We start from the raw sequence: 14,678 nt of genomic DNA, 5'->3' as shown, positions 1-14,678 counted from the left end.
GGTCGCGCCCGTGCGCTCGTCGTGGGCGCCCACGGCCCGGTAGAAGGCGTGCAGCCGGTCCTCGCCCCACTGGTCGGCGATCATCCGGCAGGCCAGCCAGCCGCCCTCGTAGGCCCGGGCGAGTTCGTCCGCGTCGCCGGTGAAGCCGAAGTCCTCGTCCGTCGGGAGCTGGGCGGGCAACCGGCCCCCGGACACCGCGCGGGCCAGCTCGGGGGCGGCCTGGGAGGGGGTCCGGTCGGTGGCGCGGTAGCCGACCCAGTCGGCGTATCCCTCGGACAGCCACAGCGGGGTGGCCGCGGTGGTGTGGGCGCGGGTGGCGACGTGGGTGGTCTCGTGGGTGAGCACGACCTGCCTGCCCAGGGTGCCGAGCAGCTCGTACGCGTCGGGGTTGACGATGACCCGGTCGGCGGGGGCCCGCTCCCGGCCGCCCGTCTCACCGGTGGTGACCGCCGCGATGCCCCGGTAGGAGGAGGCGGGTGAGCCGAGCAGGCCCGCCATCCCCTCCAGCGACCGAGGGACGAGCACGACGACCCGCCGGGACCAGTCGCCGTCCCAGGCCCGCGGCACGGACGGCACCGCCCGGTCGGTCAGGTCCGCGAAGCGGCGCAGGGCCTCGGCGGACTGCCCGACGCCGAGCACCAGGCTGTGCGCCCCCCGGACGACCCGGACCGCGCCCTGGTCCCACGGCTGCTGGCCGGCCTCCTTCGCGGGCCGGTCGGATTCGACGGACCACGTCCCGTCCGCGCCGTCCCGGCTCAGCCGCACGGTGCGGCCGGCGGTGACGGGGCCCCGGTCGTAGCCGTCGACGCGGTACTCCAGCTCGACGTCGGCGGTGGCCGTGTCGCCGGTGCGGTCCACGTCCGTCACGCGGTACGACCACGCGGCCAGCGGCACCGCGCTCAGGTTGTCGAAGCCGGCCCCGGTGCCGGTGCGCGCGTAGGCGGCCCGGTCGTGGGCGAGGACGGCCGCCGCACGCCGGTCCAGCACCCGCTGCACCTCGGCCCGGACGGGATCGGCGACGGTCCGGCCGCCGCAGGCCACCAGGGAGACGAGCAGCACGCACAGCGCCACCACCGAGGAACCCGACACCCGCCTGCGACCAGCCACCTTCCCGATCGTACGGGCGCCGGACCGCGGGGGACGGCGGACGCCAGAACCGCGAAGGGCCGCGCGGGTCAGACCCGGGTGACCGACGAGACCGGCATCATGCCGACCGGGTCGTAGCGCACGGGGGCGCCGGGGTAGGGCGCGTGGATCACCCGGCCGTTGCCGGCGTACATGCCGATGTGGCTGGCGTCGTCCCGGTAGGCGACCAGGTCGCCGGGGCGCGCCTCGGCCAGGGACACCCGCTGCCCGGCGCCGGCCTGCGCCTGCGAGGTGCGCGGCAGTCCGACGCCGGCCTGGGCGTACGCCCACTGGATCAGGCCCGAGCAGTCGAAGGAGGACGGGCCGTTGGCGCCCCAGACGTACGGCTTGCCGAGGGCGGACCGGGCGGCGGCGACGGCGGCCGCAGCGCGTCCGGAGGCGGGGGCGGCGGTACCGGGGCCCGTCAGGTCGGCGCGGCCGGAGCGGGAGCCGCGTTCGTAGGCGGCCCGTTCGTCGTCCGGGAGGGAGTTGAGCAGCTTCCGGGCCCTGGCGAGCTTCTGCTCCACCGTCTTCTTGTGGGCGGTGACGGCCCTGCGGCCCTTCTCCAGCTCGGTGAGTTTCCCGGCGGCCTCGGCGCGGTCCTGGGCGAGGTCGCGCTGGGCCGCCCGCAGCTCCCTGAGCCGGCCGGACTGGTGGGTGGTGATCCGGTCGAGCACCAGGGCCTTGTCCAGGTAGTCGTCCGGGTCGGCGGAGAGCAGCAGCGTCAGCGCCGGGTCGATGCCGCCGGAGCGGTACTGGGCGCCGGCCAGCGAACCGAGCGCGTCCCGCATGGTGTTGATCCGCCCCTGCTGCCGGGCGATCGCGTCCTGCGCGGTACTGATCTCCTCACGCAGGGCGTCGGTGCGCGCGTCGGCCTTGTTGTAGGCCTCGGTCGCCTGCTCCGCCTCCGTGTAGAGGCGGTCCACCTCCGCTCGCCTGTCGTCGTGCGGGGCGGCCGTGGCCGGTACGGTGCCCAGGACTGCGGCGGCGACGGACAGCAGGCCGACGGCGGCGGTGGCGCCGTGGTCGAACCCGGATGGTGCAAGGCGGCGATGGGACCCCACGGGAAGCCGCACTCCTTCCGCTGGCGGACAGGGAAACGCGGCAGACAGTAACCCCGTGGCGGGGCACGGACCAACGACCTCCGGGGGCGCGCAACGCGACGCCCCGCCGCTGACGCAGGTCAACGGCGGGGCGGGGGTCTGAGCACCCTGCCGTGATTCGCTCGAACGGGCGGCACGGCGTGGGCGACTCAGGGTTGGTGCGTGGCTCCGGTTCCGGGGGTGGGCGCGGCTCCGGTTCCGGGGGTGGGCGCGGTCTTCCTCAGACCCGTACGCCCCACATGAACGGGCCGCCGATGGTGCTCATCGACTCGTAGCGGACGACCGTGCCGGTGCGCGGCGCGTGCAGGACCTGGCCGTTGCCGGCGTAGAGGCCGACGTGGTGCAGGTCGTTGAAGAAGAAGACCAGGTCGCCGACCTGGAGGTCGCTCATCGAGGAGATGCGCGTGCCGTAGTTGGCCTGCGCCTCGGAGGTGCGCGGGATGCCGACGCCGGCCTGGCCGTACGCCCAGGAGGTCAGGCCCGAGCAGTCGAAGGAGGACGGGCCGGTGGCGCCGTAGACGTAGGGCGAGCCGATCTTGCCCTGGGCGGCGGCGAAGGCGGCACCGGCCCGGCCGGAGGCGGCCTTCCCGGTACCGGACAGGACCTGGCGCTCGCTGGTGCGGGTGGAGCGCTGCTGCTCGGCGTCGAGAGCGGCCTTCTCCTGCGCGGTGAGCGAGTTGAGCAGCTTCTGCGCGGAGGAGAGCTTGCCCTGGACTTCCTTCTTCTTCTTGCCCAGTTCGGTGCGGGTGGAGGCGAGGTCCTTGAGCTTCTCGGTGGCCTCGGAGCGCTGCTGGGCGAGGTCGCGCTGCTTCTCCTGGATCTTCTTCAGCGCCTCGACCTGCTGACCGCTGAGCTGGTCGAGCGTGGAGGCCTTGTCCAGGTAGTCGTCCGGGTCGGCGGAGAGGAAGAGCTGGAGGGAGGGGTCGATGGCGCCGGAGCGGTACTGGGCGCTGGCCATCGAACCGAGGCCGTCGCGCAGCTCGTTGAGCTCCTCCTGGCCGCGGGCGACGTTGTCCTGGATGGTGGAGATCTCCTTCTGGAGCTTCTCCTGCTTCTCCTTGGCGCCGTTGTACTTCTCGGTGGCCTGCTCCGCCTCTTCGTAGAGCTTGTCGACCTTGGCCTTGACCTCGTCCTTGCTCGGCTTCTCACTCGGGGCCGCGTTGGCGGCCTGCGAGCTGAGAACGACAGCGGCGGCGGCAGCGGTGGTGAGCACGGTCACACGCGCGCGACTCGACTGCTTGGGACGACGGTGGGACGCCACGGAGACGAGCTCCTTCTTGAGAGGGATCACCCGTTCGAGGGTTCGATGGACGACCCTAGTGACCTACTCGTGATCAGTTCAAATCCTCCGCCGAAAATTCCCGGTCACCCACAGCATTCTTTGCCACAACTCACCTGCGGTGACGCTGGATTTACGCTACGTTGCGTGACGCTCCCGTCAATTCGGGCATAGATCCCCTATGTTGCGCTTGGGGCAGAAGCGAACCAGGGGTCAGGAAAGCCGCTTGAGGAGCACCGCGGACGCCACCGGCCGCGCGCCCGCCCGGGCCACGCCGTCGGCGACCTCGCGGTCGGTGGAGACGACGATGACCGGCCGGCCCGGCGGCTCGGCCCGCACCAGCTGGCGGATCAACTCGTCCGCGGTGACACCGGGTTTGGAGAAGAGCACCCGCACCCCGCGCGGCGGCGCGAGCAGCACCGGCGCCACCAGTTCGGCGCCGTCGAAAACACAGGTCATCTCGGCGCCGGTCTGCGCGGCGAGCTGGGAGAGCTGGCCGAGCAGACGGAGCCGCTGCTTCTCCAGCGGCATCTGCGGATAGCCGGTCTTGGTGACGTTGTAGCCGTCGACGACCAGGTGCGCCTGGGGCAGCGCGAGCAACTGGTCCAGGATGGCGGGGTCGTTCTCGGACAGGGCACGGGCGGCGATGTCCTTCGGCGACATCCGGCCCGGTTCGACCGCGTCCACCGTCTGGGCGGGCCGGACGGACACCGGAGGCAGCGCGAGCTCCCGGCGCAGCCCCTGCGTGGCGTCCAGCAGGGTGTCCAGGAGCAGCCGTACCCGCATGTCCTCGACGCTGCGTCCCTCGCGGGCCGCCTTACGGGTGGCCTCCAGGGCCGCCTCCGCCTCCCCGAGCCGGGTCCTGAGCCGCCGGGTCTCGCTCTCGGCGGCGGACACCTGGGCGTGCCCCTCGGCGCGGACGGCGTCCATCTCGGCCCGGACCTTGCGCAGGGCCGCCTCGCCGCGCTTGACGTCGCTGAGGGCGGACCGCAGCTTGCGGTGCAGCGACTCGGTCTCCTTCTTCGCCGACTCCAGTTCGGCGCGCAGCCGCTCGGTCTCGGTCCTGGTGTGCTCCCGGGCCCGGGTCAGCTCCTCGTGCAGCCGCTCCAGCTCCGCACGGCTCTCCTCGTCGGCGCGCTCGGCGTCCGCGCGCTGCGCCTCCTCGCCGGCGGCGGTCACCAGCTTCACCCAGCCGTGCGGTCGCAGCACGTAGGCCGCGGCCGCCACGTCGAGCGGGTCCGCGGCCGGGGGCGGGGAGCCGGCGTCCAGGGCGCCGGCCAGTTCCGGCTGGGCCTCTCGGAACTTCTCGCCGATGCGCTGGCGGAACAGGGGGTCGGTCTCGACCGCGGCGGCCATGGCGTTGCCGGCGAACTTGGCCCTCCGGTTCGGCGCGAACCGGGCGTACTGTCTCAGCTGGGCGGGCAGTTCGCCGAGGGTGAGCCCGCCGAAGCCGTCGGACACTATCTGTACGACCCTGCGGCGCACTCCGTCGGGCAGCGGGCGGTCGAGCACCTCAGCGGCGCCGTCCTCCGGCCTCCCGCCGTGTGTCTCCACCATCCGTCACCCCAATGTCTCCGCGTGATCCCGCTGCGGGATCACCTCACGCGGGGGCCGCTCCGCTCAGGAGGCGGCACCCGGCCTGTCCACGAGTTCCACCTGATCCACGGCGTTGCACCAGCGGCACCGCACCGACTCGATGGTCTCACTGAGTACCTCCCGCTCCTCGACCTTCGGCTCGCCGGCCAGATCGAGGTGGACGTACTCGACGACCTTCGAGGCCCGGGTCACGTCGAAGCGGGTGAGGTTGCCGCACAGGGTGCAGCGCCACCGCGTCGTGTCGGTCGGCAGGGGAACCGTCATCGTGGCTGTCCGCTCTCTTCCAGTGTCGGTGACGCGCCGGGCTCCCCCGGTGCGTGTGGGTCGTAACCCTACGGCCTGGCGGGTACCCGTCGCCCGCCCGTCCACGGCGGCGAGGCGATCTGGGAGGTCGTGTCCCGTTACGTCATGCTCTGTAGGCATGATCCGCAACTGGTCCACGGCGGCCCTCAGGACGGTCAGGACGCTCGGCACGGCCCGCACGCCCCGGGACCGGGCCGCGCCGGTGACGTACGGGCTGATCACCCTGTGCTGTGTGCTGTTCCTGATCAGCCCGGCGTCGGGCCTGAATCCGGCGTACGGCACCGGTGACGAGCTGCTCGCCGCGCAGCGCGCCTACTTCCGGCGCTGGGGCGTGATCCCCGCAGAACTGTTCGAGGACTCCCCCGGGTCCGCCCTCACCCCCGCCACGGCGCTCTTCGTCCACGGAAGCTGGGTGCACCTGCTGGGCAACATGCTCTTCCTCCACGTCTTCGGCGCGATGACCGAGGAACGCATGGGCAGGCTCCAGTTCACCCTGTTCTACCTCGGCTGCGGCTACCTGGCCCTGCTCGGCTACGCGGGGGCCAACGCCCACTCCCAGCAGCCCCTGGTCGGCGCCTCCGGGGCGATCTCCGCGGTCCTCGGCGCCTTCCTCTTCCTGTTTCCGCGCGCCCGCGTGACCAGCCTCCTGCCCTTCCTCTTCTTCCTGCCGCTGCGCCTGGCCGCCTGGCTCGTGCTGCCGTTCTGGGCGGCCCTGCAGTGGATGGCGGCGGGGCGGGCGGGCGACGGACCGGGGGTGGCGTACCTCGCGCACCTGGTGGGCTTCGGGCTGGGCTTCGTCTTCGCCTGGGTGCGGTTCGGGCGTGCGACTAGAGTGAAGAGCGTTCCAGCGACGGCCCCCGAGGGAGAGAACCAGCCGTGATCAGCGCGATCGTCCTCATCAAGACCAGCGTGGACCGGATCCCAGAGATCGCGGAGCAGATCGCCGCGCTGGAGAACGTCAGCGAGGTCTTCTCCGTCACCGGCACCTACGACCTGATCGCCATGGTGCGGGTGAATCAGCACGAGGATCTCGCGGAGGTCATCCCCGGCCGGATCAGCAAGATCCCGGGCGTGGAGGGCACGGACACGCACGTGGCGTTCCGTACGTACTCGCAGCACGACCTGGAGGCGGCGTTCGCCATCGGGCTGGACAACTGAGTCCGGGAGGGGACGCGGATGAAGAGTTCTTCATCCGGCACTCATCCGGGCCACCGGACACCGGGCGCAGGATCAGGGCCATGGTCTTCTCTCGCCGGATGGCGGCCCTGGCGGCCGTCGTCCTGATCCCCCTCGGCATCGCCGCGACCAGCTTCGCCCTCACCGACAGCCCGCAGGAACCCAGGGTCCCGGCCGAGGTGGAGCTGGAGAGCGGCTCCCCCACCCCGACACCCGCCTCCTCCTCGCCCGAGCCGACGCCCAGCGACCAGGTGGTGACCCGGCCGCCGGTGACCGACAGCCCTCCGGATGGCGACGATGACGACGACCGGGGCCAGGAGCCCGACGACGGAGCCGCCGACTCGGCCGCCGACGACGGACCCGGCGACGACGGCTGACCGCGAGCGCCGCCGGATATCGGCCCGTGTCCGCATCCTGCTCTGGCTGCTGCTCGTGATGGCGGTCGCGCTCGCCTCGGTGGCCGCGACGACCCGCTCGATCCTGCTGCGGGACACCGAGCAGCGGATCAACGGCCTGCTCGCGCAGGAGGCCGGCGAGTTCGCCAACTTCGAGGAGCAGGGCTTCGACCCGGAGACCGGCCGCCCGTTCACCGACCCGGGACGGCTGCTGCGGGTCTTCCTGGAGCGCCAGTACGCCGACCTGGACGAGGAACTCATCGGCCTGGTGGTCGAGGCGGGCAGCAAGCCGACGCAGATCATCCAGCAGCGCGAGATCCCGGTCGGCCTGCCCCTGCACAAGGACGCCGTCGCCCGGCACCGCATCTACGCCTCACCCGACTCCACCGGCACCCTGGAGCGGCCGCAGGGCGAGATCCGCTGGGCCAAGGTCACCGTGGCCCGCTACGGCGGAGAACCGGCGGCCGCCTTCGTGGTCGCCTTCCACCCGGGGCGTGAACAGGCGCGCGCGGACGAGGTGTTCCGCGTCCTGCTCGCCATCTCCGGCGTCGCCCTGCTGATGACGACGGGCATCGCCTGGGTGGTCGCGGGCCGGATCCTCAAGCCGGTTCGGCTGGTGCGCACCACGGCCGCGCAGCTCACCGAGCAGGACCTGACCCGGCGCATCCCGGTGCACGGCCGCGACGACGTGGCCGCGCTCGCCGAGACGTTCAACGCCATGCTCGACCGGCTGGAACGCGCCTTCGCCACCCAGCGCCGGTTCGTCGACGACGCGGGCCACGAGCTGCGCACCCCGATCACCATCGTGCGCGGCCACCTCGAGCTCATGGGGGACGACCCGGCCGAGCGCGAGGAGACCGTCCGCCTGGTCACCGACGAACTGGACCGGATGAGCCGCATCGTCGAGGACCTGCTGCTGCTCGCCAAGGCCGAACGCCCCGACTTCGTCACCCCCGAGCCGGTCCAGCTCGCCGAACTCACCGCCGACGTCTACGTCAAGGCCCGCACCCTCGGCGACCGGGACTGGGTGCTGGCCGAGGTCGCCGACCGCGAGGTCGAGCTGGATCCCCAGCGGATCACGCAGGCCATGGTGCAGCTCGCGCAGAACGCCGTGCAGCACACCACCACCGGCCAGACCATCCGCATCGGCTCCCGCGCCGACGGTCCGCGCGTCGAGCTGTACGTCGCCGACTCCGGGCCCGGCGTCCAGCCGCAGGACGCCGAGGTGATCTTCGAACGGTTCCGGCGCGGCACGGCCCGGCGCGGGGTGCGCGGGTCCGGCGCCGGGCTCGGGCTGTCGATCGTCAAGGCGATCGCCGAGGGCCACGGCGGCCGGGTCACCCTGCGCGCCACCGAAGGCGGCGGCGCCACCTTCGTACTGACACTGGACTGATTCCGGAAGAGGCTCGTCAATGAACCGCATCCTCATCGTCGAGGACGAGGAGCGCATCGCCTCCTTCGTCGAGAAGGGCCTGCGCGCCAACGGCTTCACCACCACCGCCGTCACCGACGGCGACACCGCCTACGCCTACGCCCTCACCGGCGGCTTCGATCTGATCGTCCTGGACATCGGGCTGCCCGGCCGGGACGGCTTCACCGTGCTGCGCGAGCTGCGCGAGGCCCGGGTGACGACCCCGGTGATCGTGCTCACCGCCCGGGACTCCGTACGCGACACGGTGGCCGGACTGGAGGGCGGCGCCGACGACTGGATGACCAAACCGTTCCGCTTCGAGGAACTGCTCGCCCGGGTGCGGCTCAGGCTGCGTACGGCGGCCCGGGCGCCGGAGGTGACCGTGCTGAAGTCGGGTTCGCTCAGCCTGGACCTGCGCACCCGCCGGGCCCGTTCGGGAGAGCGCACCGTCGACCTGACGGCCCGGGAGTTCGTGCTGCTGGAGCTGTTCCTGCGGCATCCGGGGCAGGTCCTGTCCCGGGAGCAGATCCTGTCCCATGTGTGGGGCTACGACTTCGACCCCGGTTCCAACATCGTGGACGTGTACGTGCGGGCGCTGCGCAAGAAGCTCGGGGCGCAGCAGGTCGAGACCGTGCGCGGGATGGGGTACCGGCTGCCGACCTGGTGAAGTTTCCTTCATGTGCCGCTCATTGAGGGCTCACCGCCGGGGAGAACCCTCGATGACGTGACGTTGAACCTCCGCCTCGCGGCGGCCCTGTGCGTGGCGCTGTCCCTGTGCGCGCTGCTGGCGGTCCCCGCCGGCTTCCCCGCCCTGGGCGGCGACGCGCGCCTGACCCTCGCCGTGTTCGCGCTGGCCACCTGTGCCTGGATCGGCACGCCGATCGACGACACGTACATCGCGCTGGGCGCCGGTCTCGCGTTGACCGTGACCGGTGTCATCAGCAGCGACACCCTCTTCAGCACCCTCGGGGACGCCACCGTGTGGCTGCTGATCTGCGCCTTCGTGCTGGCGGCGGCGGTGGCCCGGACCGGGCTCGCCGGGCGGGCGGCGGCCTTCCTGGTCGGCGGGGCGCACACGGTACGGCAGTTGATCCACCTGACGACGGCCGCGCTGGTCGTCACCGCGTTCGCGGTGCCGGCCACGTCGGGCCGGGCGGCGCTCGCGCTGCCGGTGTTCCTGGCGCTCGCCAAGGCGCTCGCCGACCGGAAGCGACTGGTCGTGATGCTGGCGCTGCTGTTCCCGACCGTGATCCTGCTGTCGGCGGTGGCGACCCTGATCGGAGCGGGCGCGCACCTGATCACGGTGTCGGTGCTGTGGGAGGCGACCGGGGAGCGGATCGGCTTCACCCAGTGGCTGCTGCTCGGACTGCCGCTGGCAGTGGCCTCCTCCCATCTGGCCGCCGAGGCCGTGCTGCTGACGACCACTCGGCGCGCGGACCGCGAGGGCCCGGTCCGCATCACCGCCGCGGAGATACAGCGGCACAGCGAGAGCCCGGTCACCGGCCCCTGGACGCAGGCGGAGAAGCGCTGCGCGCTGCTGCTGGCCACGGTGGTGGCCCTGTGGTGCGGCGAACCGCTGCACCACGTCTCACCCGCGGTGGTGGCGCTGATCGGCGCGGTCGTCGCCTCCTCCCCCGCTCTGGGCACCGTACGACTCAAGGACGCGCTCAAGACCGTTCCCTGGTCGCTGCTGCTGTTCATGGCGGCGACCATGGCGATGGGCGTCGCGCTCGCCGACTCCGGCGCGGCGAAGTGGCTGGTGTCGGGGCTGCCCGCGCACGTCGCGCCGGCCCTCTTCCTCGGGGCCGTGGTCGCGGTCAGCACGGCGGCCCACCTGGTCCTCCAGTCCCGCTCGGCACGCTCCTCCGTCCTGGTCCCGCTGGTGATCGCGGCGGCCGTGGGCTCCGGGGTCAATCCGGTCACCGCCGCGCTCGCGTCCACCGCCGCCGCCGGCTTCTGCCACACGCTCCCGGCCTCCGCCAAGCCGGTCACGCTCTTCGCGGAAATACCCGACGTCCCCACCTACACCCCGCGGGACCTGCTGCGGCTGTCCGCCGTCCTGGCCCCGCTGACCGCCGCGCTCGTGCTGTTCTTCGCCGCCGCCGTCTGGCCGCTGCTCGGCGTGCCCGTGACCCGTTGAAGGAGTCCTCCATGCTGAACCGTGTTGTCGTAGCCCCCAGCGGCTTCAAGGAGTCCCTGTCCGCCCAGGCCGCCGCCGACGCCATCGCGGCGGGTGTCCGCCGGGTCCTGCCGGCCGCCGGGATCGACCTGATCCCGCTGGTGGACGGCGGCGAGGGCACGGCCGTGGCGCTGGCCTCCGCGACCGGGGGGCGGCTGGTCGCACTGGCCGCCACCGGCCCGGTCGGCGAACCCGTCGGCACCCATTTCGCGCTGCTCGGCGCCGGGGACACGGCGGTGGTGGAGATGGCGGCCGTGGCGGGACTGTCGCTGGTCCCCCGCGCCCTGCGCGATCCCGGTGCGACGACGACGTACGGCGTCGGCGAACTGATCCGCGCCGCGCTCGACACCGGGGTGCGGCGCATCCTGGTCGGCTGCGGCGACTCGGGCACGTCCGACGGGGGCGCGGGCGCGCTCCAGGCGCTCGGGGCCCGGCTGCTGGACGCCGACGGCTTCGAACTCCCTTACGGCGGGCGGGAGCTGGTCCGCCTGGCCCGCGTCGACCCGGCCGGTCTGGATGCCCGGCTGAAGGACACGGAGCTGCTCGTCGCGTGCAACCCGTACAACGTACTGTGCGGCGAGCGGGGCGTGGCCCGGGTGTTCGGCCCGCAGAAGGGGGCGACGCCCACGCAGGTCGAGGAGTTGTCCGCGGGGCTGGAGAACTGGGCGGACGTCCTCACCCGCGACGTGAACCCCACCGGCGCCGGGCGCCCCAGCCGCGGCACGGCCCCCACCCGCGGCGCGGCCCTCGCCGGCATCGACCTGCGCCACGGCCCCGGCACCGGTGCCTCGGGCGGTCTGGGCGCGGGGCTGGCCGCCGTCGGCGCCCGGCTGCTGCCCCGCTTCGACGTCCTGCTGGACCATCTCGACCTGGACGCCCGGCTCGCCCGTGCCGACCTGGTGATCACCGCCGAGGGCGCCCTGGACCACCAGACGCCGCGCGGCAAGGTCCCGGCCGAGGTGGCCCGCCGCGCCAAGCTCTCCGGGCGTCCCGTCCTCGCCCTGGCCGGCACGCTCGGCGAGGGCGCGCACCAGGTGCCGGGGGTGGACGCCTTTCACGGCATCATGCCGGCCCCGATGGCCCTGGCGGACGCCCTGGTGCGCGCCGCCGAGCTGCTCACGGACGCCACGGAGCGGGCGCTGCGGATGATCCTGCTCGGGTCGCGGCTGCCGGGCCGGGCGGCGCGGGCGGCTCAGGCGTCGTCGGCGGAGGTGGTGTCGGCGGAGGTGGTGTCGGCGGGGGTGGTGTCGGGCACGCAACGGCCGTCCTGGGTGCGGTAGTTCCACCGGGCGCCGTCGTTCACCAGCTCCCTGACCGCGGTCACGAAGCGCTCGACGTGCTCGTCCGGGGTGCCCGCGCCGAAGCTCACGCGGATGGCGTTGAGGGACTTCTCGCCCGGCGCCGCCTCGGGGGCGCCGCACTCGCCCTGCGCCTGCGGGTCACTGCCGAGCAGGGTGCGCACCAGCGGGTGGGCGCAGAACAGGCCGTCGCGCACGCCGATGCCGTACTCGGCGGAGAGCGCCGCGGCGAAGTGGGAGCTGTTCCAGCCCTCGACGACGAAGGAGAGCACGCCGACGCGGGGGGCGTCGTCGCCGAAGAGGGACAGGACCCGGACCTCCGGCACCTCGGCGAGCCCCTCCCGGACCTTGCGGACCAGGTACTCCTCGCGGGCGACCAGCGTGTCGAACCCGGCCTCGGTGAGCGCCTTGCAGGCGGAGGCGATGGCGTAGGCGCCGATGACGTTGGGCGACCCGGCCTCGTGCCGCGCGGCGCTCTCGTGCCACTCCACGTCCACACCCCCGTCGGTGCGCCGGCTGACCCTGCGGCTGGCGCCGCCGCCCGCGAGGTACGGCTCCGCCTCGCGCAGCCAGTCGGCACGCCCGGCCAGCACGCCGGAGCCGAAGGGGGCGTACAGCTTGTGCCCGGAGAAGGCGACCCAGTCCACGTCCAGGCCGGTCACGGAAACGGGGTGGTGCGGGGCGAGCTGGGCGGCGTCCAGCACGATCCGGGCGCCGTGCGCGTGCGCCGCGGCGGCCAGTTCGCGCACCGGCCACAGCTCGCCGGTGACGTTGGAGGCACCGGTGACGCACACCAGGGCGGGCCCGTACGGCTCGCGGGCGGCGAGGGCGCGCTCCAGGGTCTCGACGGCCTCGGCGGGGCTGCGCGGGGCGTCGAGGCAGGTCACGTCCGCGTCCCGCCAGGGCAGCAGCGAGGCGTGGTGCTCCGTCTCGAAGACGAAGACCCGGCAGTCGGCGGGCAGCGCGGCGGCGAGCAGGTTCAGGGAGTCGGTGGTGGACCGGGTGAACACCACCTGGTCCCCGTCCCGGCAGTCGAGGAAGTCGGCGACGGTGTTCCGCGCGTTCTCGAACAGGTCGGTCGACAGCTGCGACAGGTACCCGGCGCCACGGTGCACGCTGCCGTAGTACGGGGCATAGGCCGCCACGTCGTCCCAGACCCGCTGGAGCGCGGGTGCGCTGGCGGCGTAGTCGAGCGCGGCGTAGGTGACCTCCCCGCCGGTGACGAGCGGGACGGTGACATCCCGGCCCAGAACGGGCAGAGGGGCACAAACGGACTGGTCGACGGCAAGGGTGGAGACGGACATGGGTGCACTCCCGTGAAGGCAGGTGGTGTCACCACGCGAACCGCGACGGCTCCAGCCCGGGAGATACGTCAAGAACGCGGTGAACGCGGTGGAGACGGTGAAAGGGGGATGCGGAGGCGGGGCTCTGCGGCCCTATCGCATTCGCTGATTCACGGGAGACTCCCTCGAACGACCCAGGACCCCTGGTTTCGCGAGGGGTCCGCGCTTGCCGTGGACCTTGCTGTCCACCGCCTGGTCTTCACCCGGGGCACCCCGCCACGGACGGAGGGTTGCCGGACAGTCGGCCGGGGCCGAATGACTGTCGCTCATGACCTGCCAAGGAACGTACGTGAAGTGATCGTCGTCCCGCAACCCGAGTCCGGATCGCGGGACGGGCGTCACACCGACGGACGGTTACGCGTTGCTCGCCGCGATCCAGCGCTCCAGGCTCCGCCTGGCCGCGCCCGAGTCGATGGCCTCGGCCGCCCGGTCCATGCCGGCCCGGATCCGCTCGGTCAGCGGCCCGTCGCCGGGCTCCAGGGCCACCAGGGCCGCCGCCGAGTTCAGCAGCACCGCGTCCCGTACGGGGCCCCGCTCGCCGGCCAGCAGACGGCGGGCGACATCGGCGTTGTAGGAGGCGTCGGCTCCGCGCAGCGCCTGGACCGGCACCAGTTCGAGGCCGACGTCCCGCGGGTCGAAGGCCTCCTCGGTGACCTTGCCGTCCCGCACGACCCAGACTCGGGACGTGGCCGTCGTGGTCAGCTCGTCGAGGCCGTCGTCGCCCCGGAACACCAGGGACGAGTGGCCGCGCTCGGCGAAGACACCGGCGATGATCGGCGCCATCCGGGCGTGCGCGACCCCGATCGCCTGGGCCTTCACCCGGGCGGGGTTGGTCAGCGGACCCAGGAAGTTGAACACCGTGCGGATGCCCAGCTGGCCGCGTGCCGCCGCCACGTGCCGCAGTGCCGGGTGGAACTTCACGGCGAAGCAGAAGGTGATGCCGGCCTCCTCAGCGACCTGGGCCACCCGCTTCGGCGTCAGCTCCAGGTTGACCCCGAGCTTCTCCAGCACGTCGGAGGCACCGGACGCGGAGGAGGCGGCCCGGTTGCCGTGCTTGACGACCCTCGCGCCCGTGCCGGCCACGACGATCGCCGACATGGTGGAGATGTTGACCGTCTTGGCGCCGTCGCCGCCGGTGCCGACGATGTCGACCGTCTCGCCCGGCACCTCGATCACGTTGGCGTGGGCGTACATGGTGCGGACGAGACCGGAGATCTCCTCGACGGTCTCCCCCTTGGAGCGCAGCGCCACCGCGAACCCGGCGATCTGCGCGTCGGTCGCCTCGCCGCGCATGATCACGTCCAGCGCCCAGGCGGTGTCGTCCGCGGACAGGTCGCGGCCGTCCAGCAGTCCGTTCAGCAGGGCGGGCCAGGAGCGGCCCGCCGCGGTGTCGCCTCCAGCGGGGGTCACAGCGCTCATGAGCCGCTCCTGAAAGTGTGAATCACGGAAAGGTATGCACCCCCACCCTAT

At 73.0% G+C, this 14,678-nt stretch carries 14 protein-coding genes and 1 riboswitch; of the genes, 7 read left to right on the top strand and 7 right to left on the bottom strand.

The genetic code is table 11. The features are described from left to right. The 5 genes from RM812_RS36360 to RM812_RS36340 all read right to left on the bottom strand — a co-directional run. The coding region (locus RM812_RS36360) for a hypothetical protein (protein ID WP_311583382.1) at window positions 1-1,107 on the bottom strand (1,107 nt) is incomplete at its 3' end. 68 nt (window positions 1,108-1,175) lie between these two features. After that, complete coding sequence (locus tag RM812_RS36355) at window positions 1,176-2,189, bottom strand: C40 family peptidase (protein ID WP_311583379.1); 1,014 nt, start codon at window positions 2,187-2,189, stop codon at window positions 1,176-1,178. Window positions 2,190-2,448: 259 nt separating this feature from the next. Beyond that, window positions 2,449-3,489: a C40 family peptidase gene (locus RM812_RS36350; RefSeq protein WP_311583388.1), complete on the bottom strand. Its 1,041-nt coding sequence runs from the start codon at window positions 3,487-3,489 to the stop codon at window positions 2,449-2,451. Window positions 3,490-3,720: 231 nt separating this feature from the next. Next, the gene (locus tag RM812_RS36345) at window positions 3,721-5,064 is read right to left on the bottom strand and encodes an NYN domain-containing protein (protein WP_311583376.1); all 1,344 of its coding nucleotides are present in this window, start codon (window positions 5,062-5,064) and stop codon (window positions 3,721-3,723) included. A gap of 63 nt (window positions 5,065-5,127) precedes the next feature. Beyond that, window positions 5,128-5,367, bottom strand: a complete 240-nt coding sequence (locus RM812_RS36340; RefSeq protein WP_031030820.1) for a hypothetical protein — start codon at window positions 5,365-5,367, stop codon at window positions 5,128-5,130. A 157-nt stretch (window positions 5,368-5,524) separates the two neighbouring features. On the opposite strand from RM812_RS36340, the gene RM812_RS36335 reads away from it, so the two are divergent. The 7 genes from RM812_RS36335 (at window position 5,525) to RM812_RS36305 (ending at window position 11,847) form a co-directional block, all read left to right on the top strand. Continuing rightward, a complete protein-coding gene (locus RM812_RS36335; RefSeq protein WP_311583368.1) occupies window positions 5,525-6,286 on the top strand; it encodes a rhomboid family intramembrane serine protease in 762 nt (253 codons plus the stop codon). Further along, window positions 6,283-6,564 carry an Lrp/AsnC family transcriptional regulator gene (locus tag RM812_RS36330; RefSeq protein ID WP_272585426.1) on the top strand — a complete coding sequence of 94 codons (282 nt, stop codon included), beginning with the start codon at window positions 6,283-6,285 and terminating at the stop codon, window positions 6,562-6,564. The genes RM812_RS36335 and RM812_RS36330 overlap by 4 nt, the downstream gene beginning before the upstream one ends. A gap of 80 nt (window positions 6,565-6,644) precedes the next feature. Further along, window positions 6,645-6,959, top strand: a complete 315-nt coding sequence (locus RM812_RS36325; RefSeq protein WP_311583358.1) for a small secreted hydrophilic protein — start codon at window positions 6,645-6,647, stop codon at window positions 6,957-6,959. Continuing rightward, window positions 6,880-8,370: a sensor histidine kinase gene (locus RM812_RS36320; protein WP_394816562.1), complete on the top strand. Its 1,491-nt coding sequence runs from the start codon at window positions 6,880-6,882 to the stop codon at window positions 8,368-8,370. The genes RM812_RS36325 and RM812_RS36320 overlap by 80 nt, the downstream gene beginning before the upstream one ends. A gap of 19 nt (window positions 8,371-8,389) precedes the next feature. Next, window positions 8,390-9,055: a response regulator transcription factor gene (locus RM812_RS36315; RefSeq protein WP_311583355.1), complete on the top strand. Its 666-nt coding sequence runs from the start codon at window positions 8,390-8,392 to the stop codon at window positions 9,053-9,055. A gap of 57 nt (window positions 9,056-9,112) precedes the next feature. Then, on the top strand, window positions 9,113-10,528 hold the full coding sequence (locus RM812_RS36310) for an SLC13 family permease (RefSeq protein WP_311583353.1): 1,416 nt from the start codon (window positions 9,113-9,115) through the stop codon (window positions 10,526-10,528). 11 nt (window positions 10,529-10,539) lie between these two features. Beyond that, complete coding sequence (locus RM812_RS36305; RefSeq protein WP_311583350.1) at window positions 10,540-11,847, top strand: glycerate kinase; 1,308 nt, start codon at window positions 10,540-10,542, stop codon at window positions 11,845-11,847. Here RM812_RS36305 and RM812_RS36300 read toward each other — a convergent pair. After that, entirely contained in the window at window positions 11,760-13,169 is a 1,410-nt protein-coding gene (locus RM812_RS36300) for an aminotransferase class V-fold PLP-dependent enzyme (RefSeq protein WP_311583347.1), read from the bottom strand. The genes RM812_RS36305 and RM812_RS36300 overlap by 88 nt on opposite strands. Before the next feature lie 196 nt (window positions 13,170-13,365). Further along, window positions 13,366-13,482: riboswitch (SAM riboswitch) on the bottom strand. An 80-nt stretch (window positions 13,483-13,562) separates the two neighbouring features. Continuing rightward, complete coding sequence (trpD, locus tag RM812_RS36295; protein ID WP_311583344.1) at window positions 13,563-14,627, bottom strand: anthranilate phosphoribosyltransferase; 1,065 nt, start codon at window positions 14,625-14,627, stop codon at window positions 13,563-13,565. Window positions 14,628-14,678: the final 51 nt, after the last annotated feature.

Origin of the sequence: Streptomyces lancefieldiae (assembly GCF_031845825.1) — a bacterium.
In the GTDB taxonomy this organism is placed as follows: Bacteria; Actinomycetota; Actinomycetes; order Streptomycetales; family Streptomycetaceae; genus Streptomyces; species Streptomyces lancefieldiae.
Note: the sequence above shows the minus strand (reverse complement) of the source record. Positions and strands in the feature narration are given on the sequence as shown.

Coding starts and splice junctions, on each gene's coding strand:
- RM812_RS36345 (WP_311583376.1), bottom strand. CDS start 5,064: ATGGTGGAGACACACGGCGGGAGGCCGGAGGACGGCGCCGCTGAGGTG.
- RM812_RS36340 (WP_031030820.1), bottom strand. CDS start 5,367: ATGACGGTTCCCCTGCCGACCGACACGACGCGGTGGCGCTGCACCCTG.
- RM812_RS36335 (WP_311583368.1), top strand. CDS start 5,525: ATGATCCGCAACTGGTCCACGGCGGCCCTCAGGACGGTCAGGACGCTC.
- RM812_RS36325 (WP_311583358.1), top strand. CDS start 6,645: ATGGTCTTCTCTCGCCGGATGGCGGCCCTGGCGGCCGTCGTCCTGATC.
- RM812_RS36320 (WP_394816562.1), top strand. CDS start 6,880: ATGACGACGACCGGGGCCAGGAGCCCGACGACGGAGCCGCCGACTCGG.
- RM812_RS36315 (WP_311583355.1), top strand. CDS start 8,390: ATGAACCGCATCCTCATCGTCGAGGACGAGGAGCGCATCGCCTCCTTC.
- RM812_RS36305 (WP_311583350.1), top strand. CDS start 10,540: ATGCTGAACCGTGTTGTCGTAGCCCCCAGCGGCTTCAAGGAGTCCCTG.
- RM812_RS36300 (WP_311583347.1), bottom strand. CDS start 13,169: ATGTCCGTCTCCACCCTTGCCGTCGACCAGTCCGTTTGTGCCCCTCTG.
- trpD (WP_311583344.1), bottom strand. CDS start 14,627: ATGAGCGCTGTGACCCCCGCTGGAGGCGACACCGCGGCGGGCCGCTCC.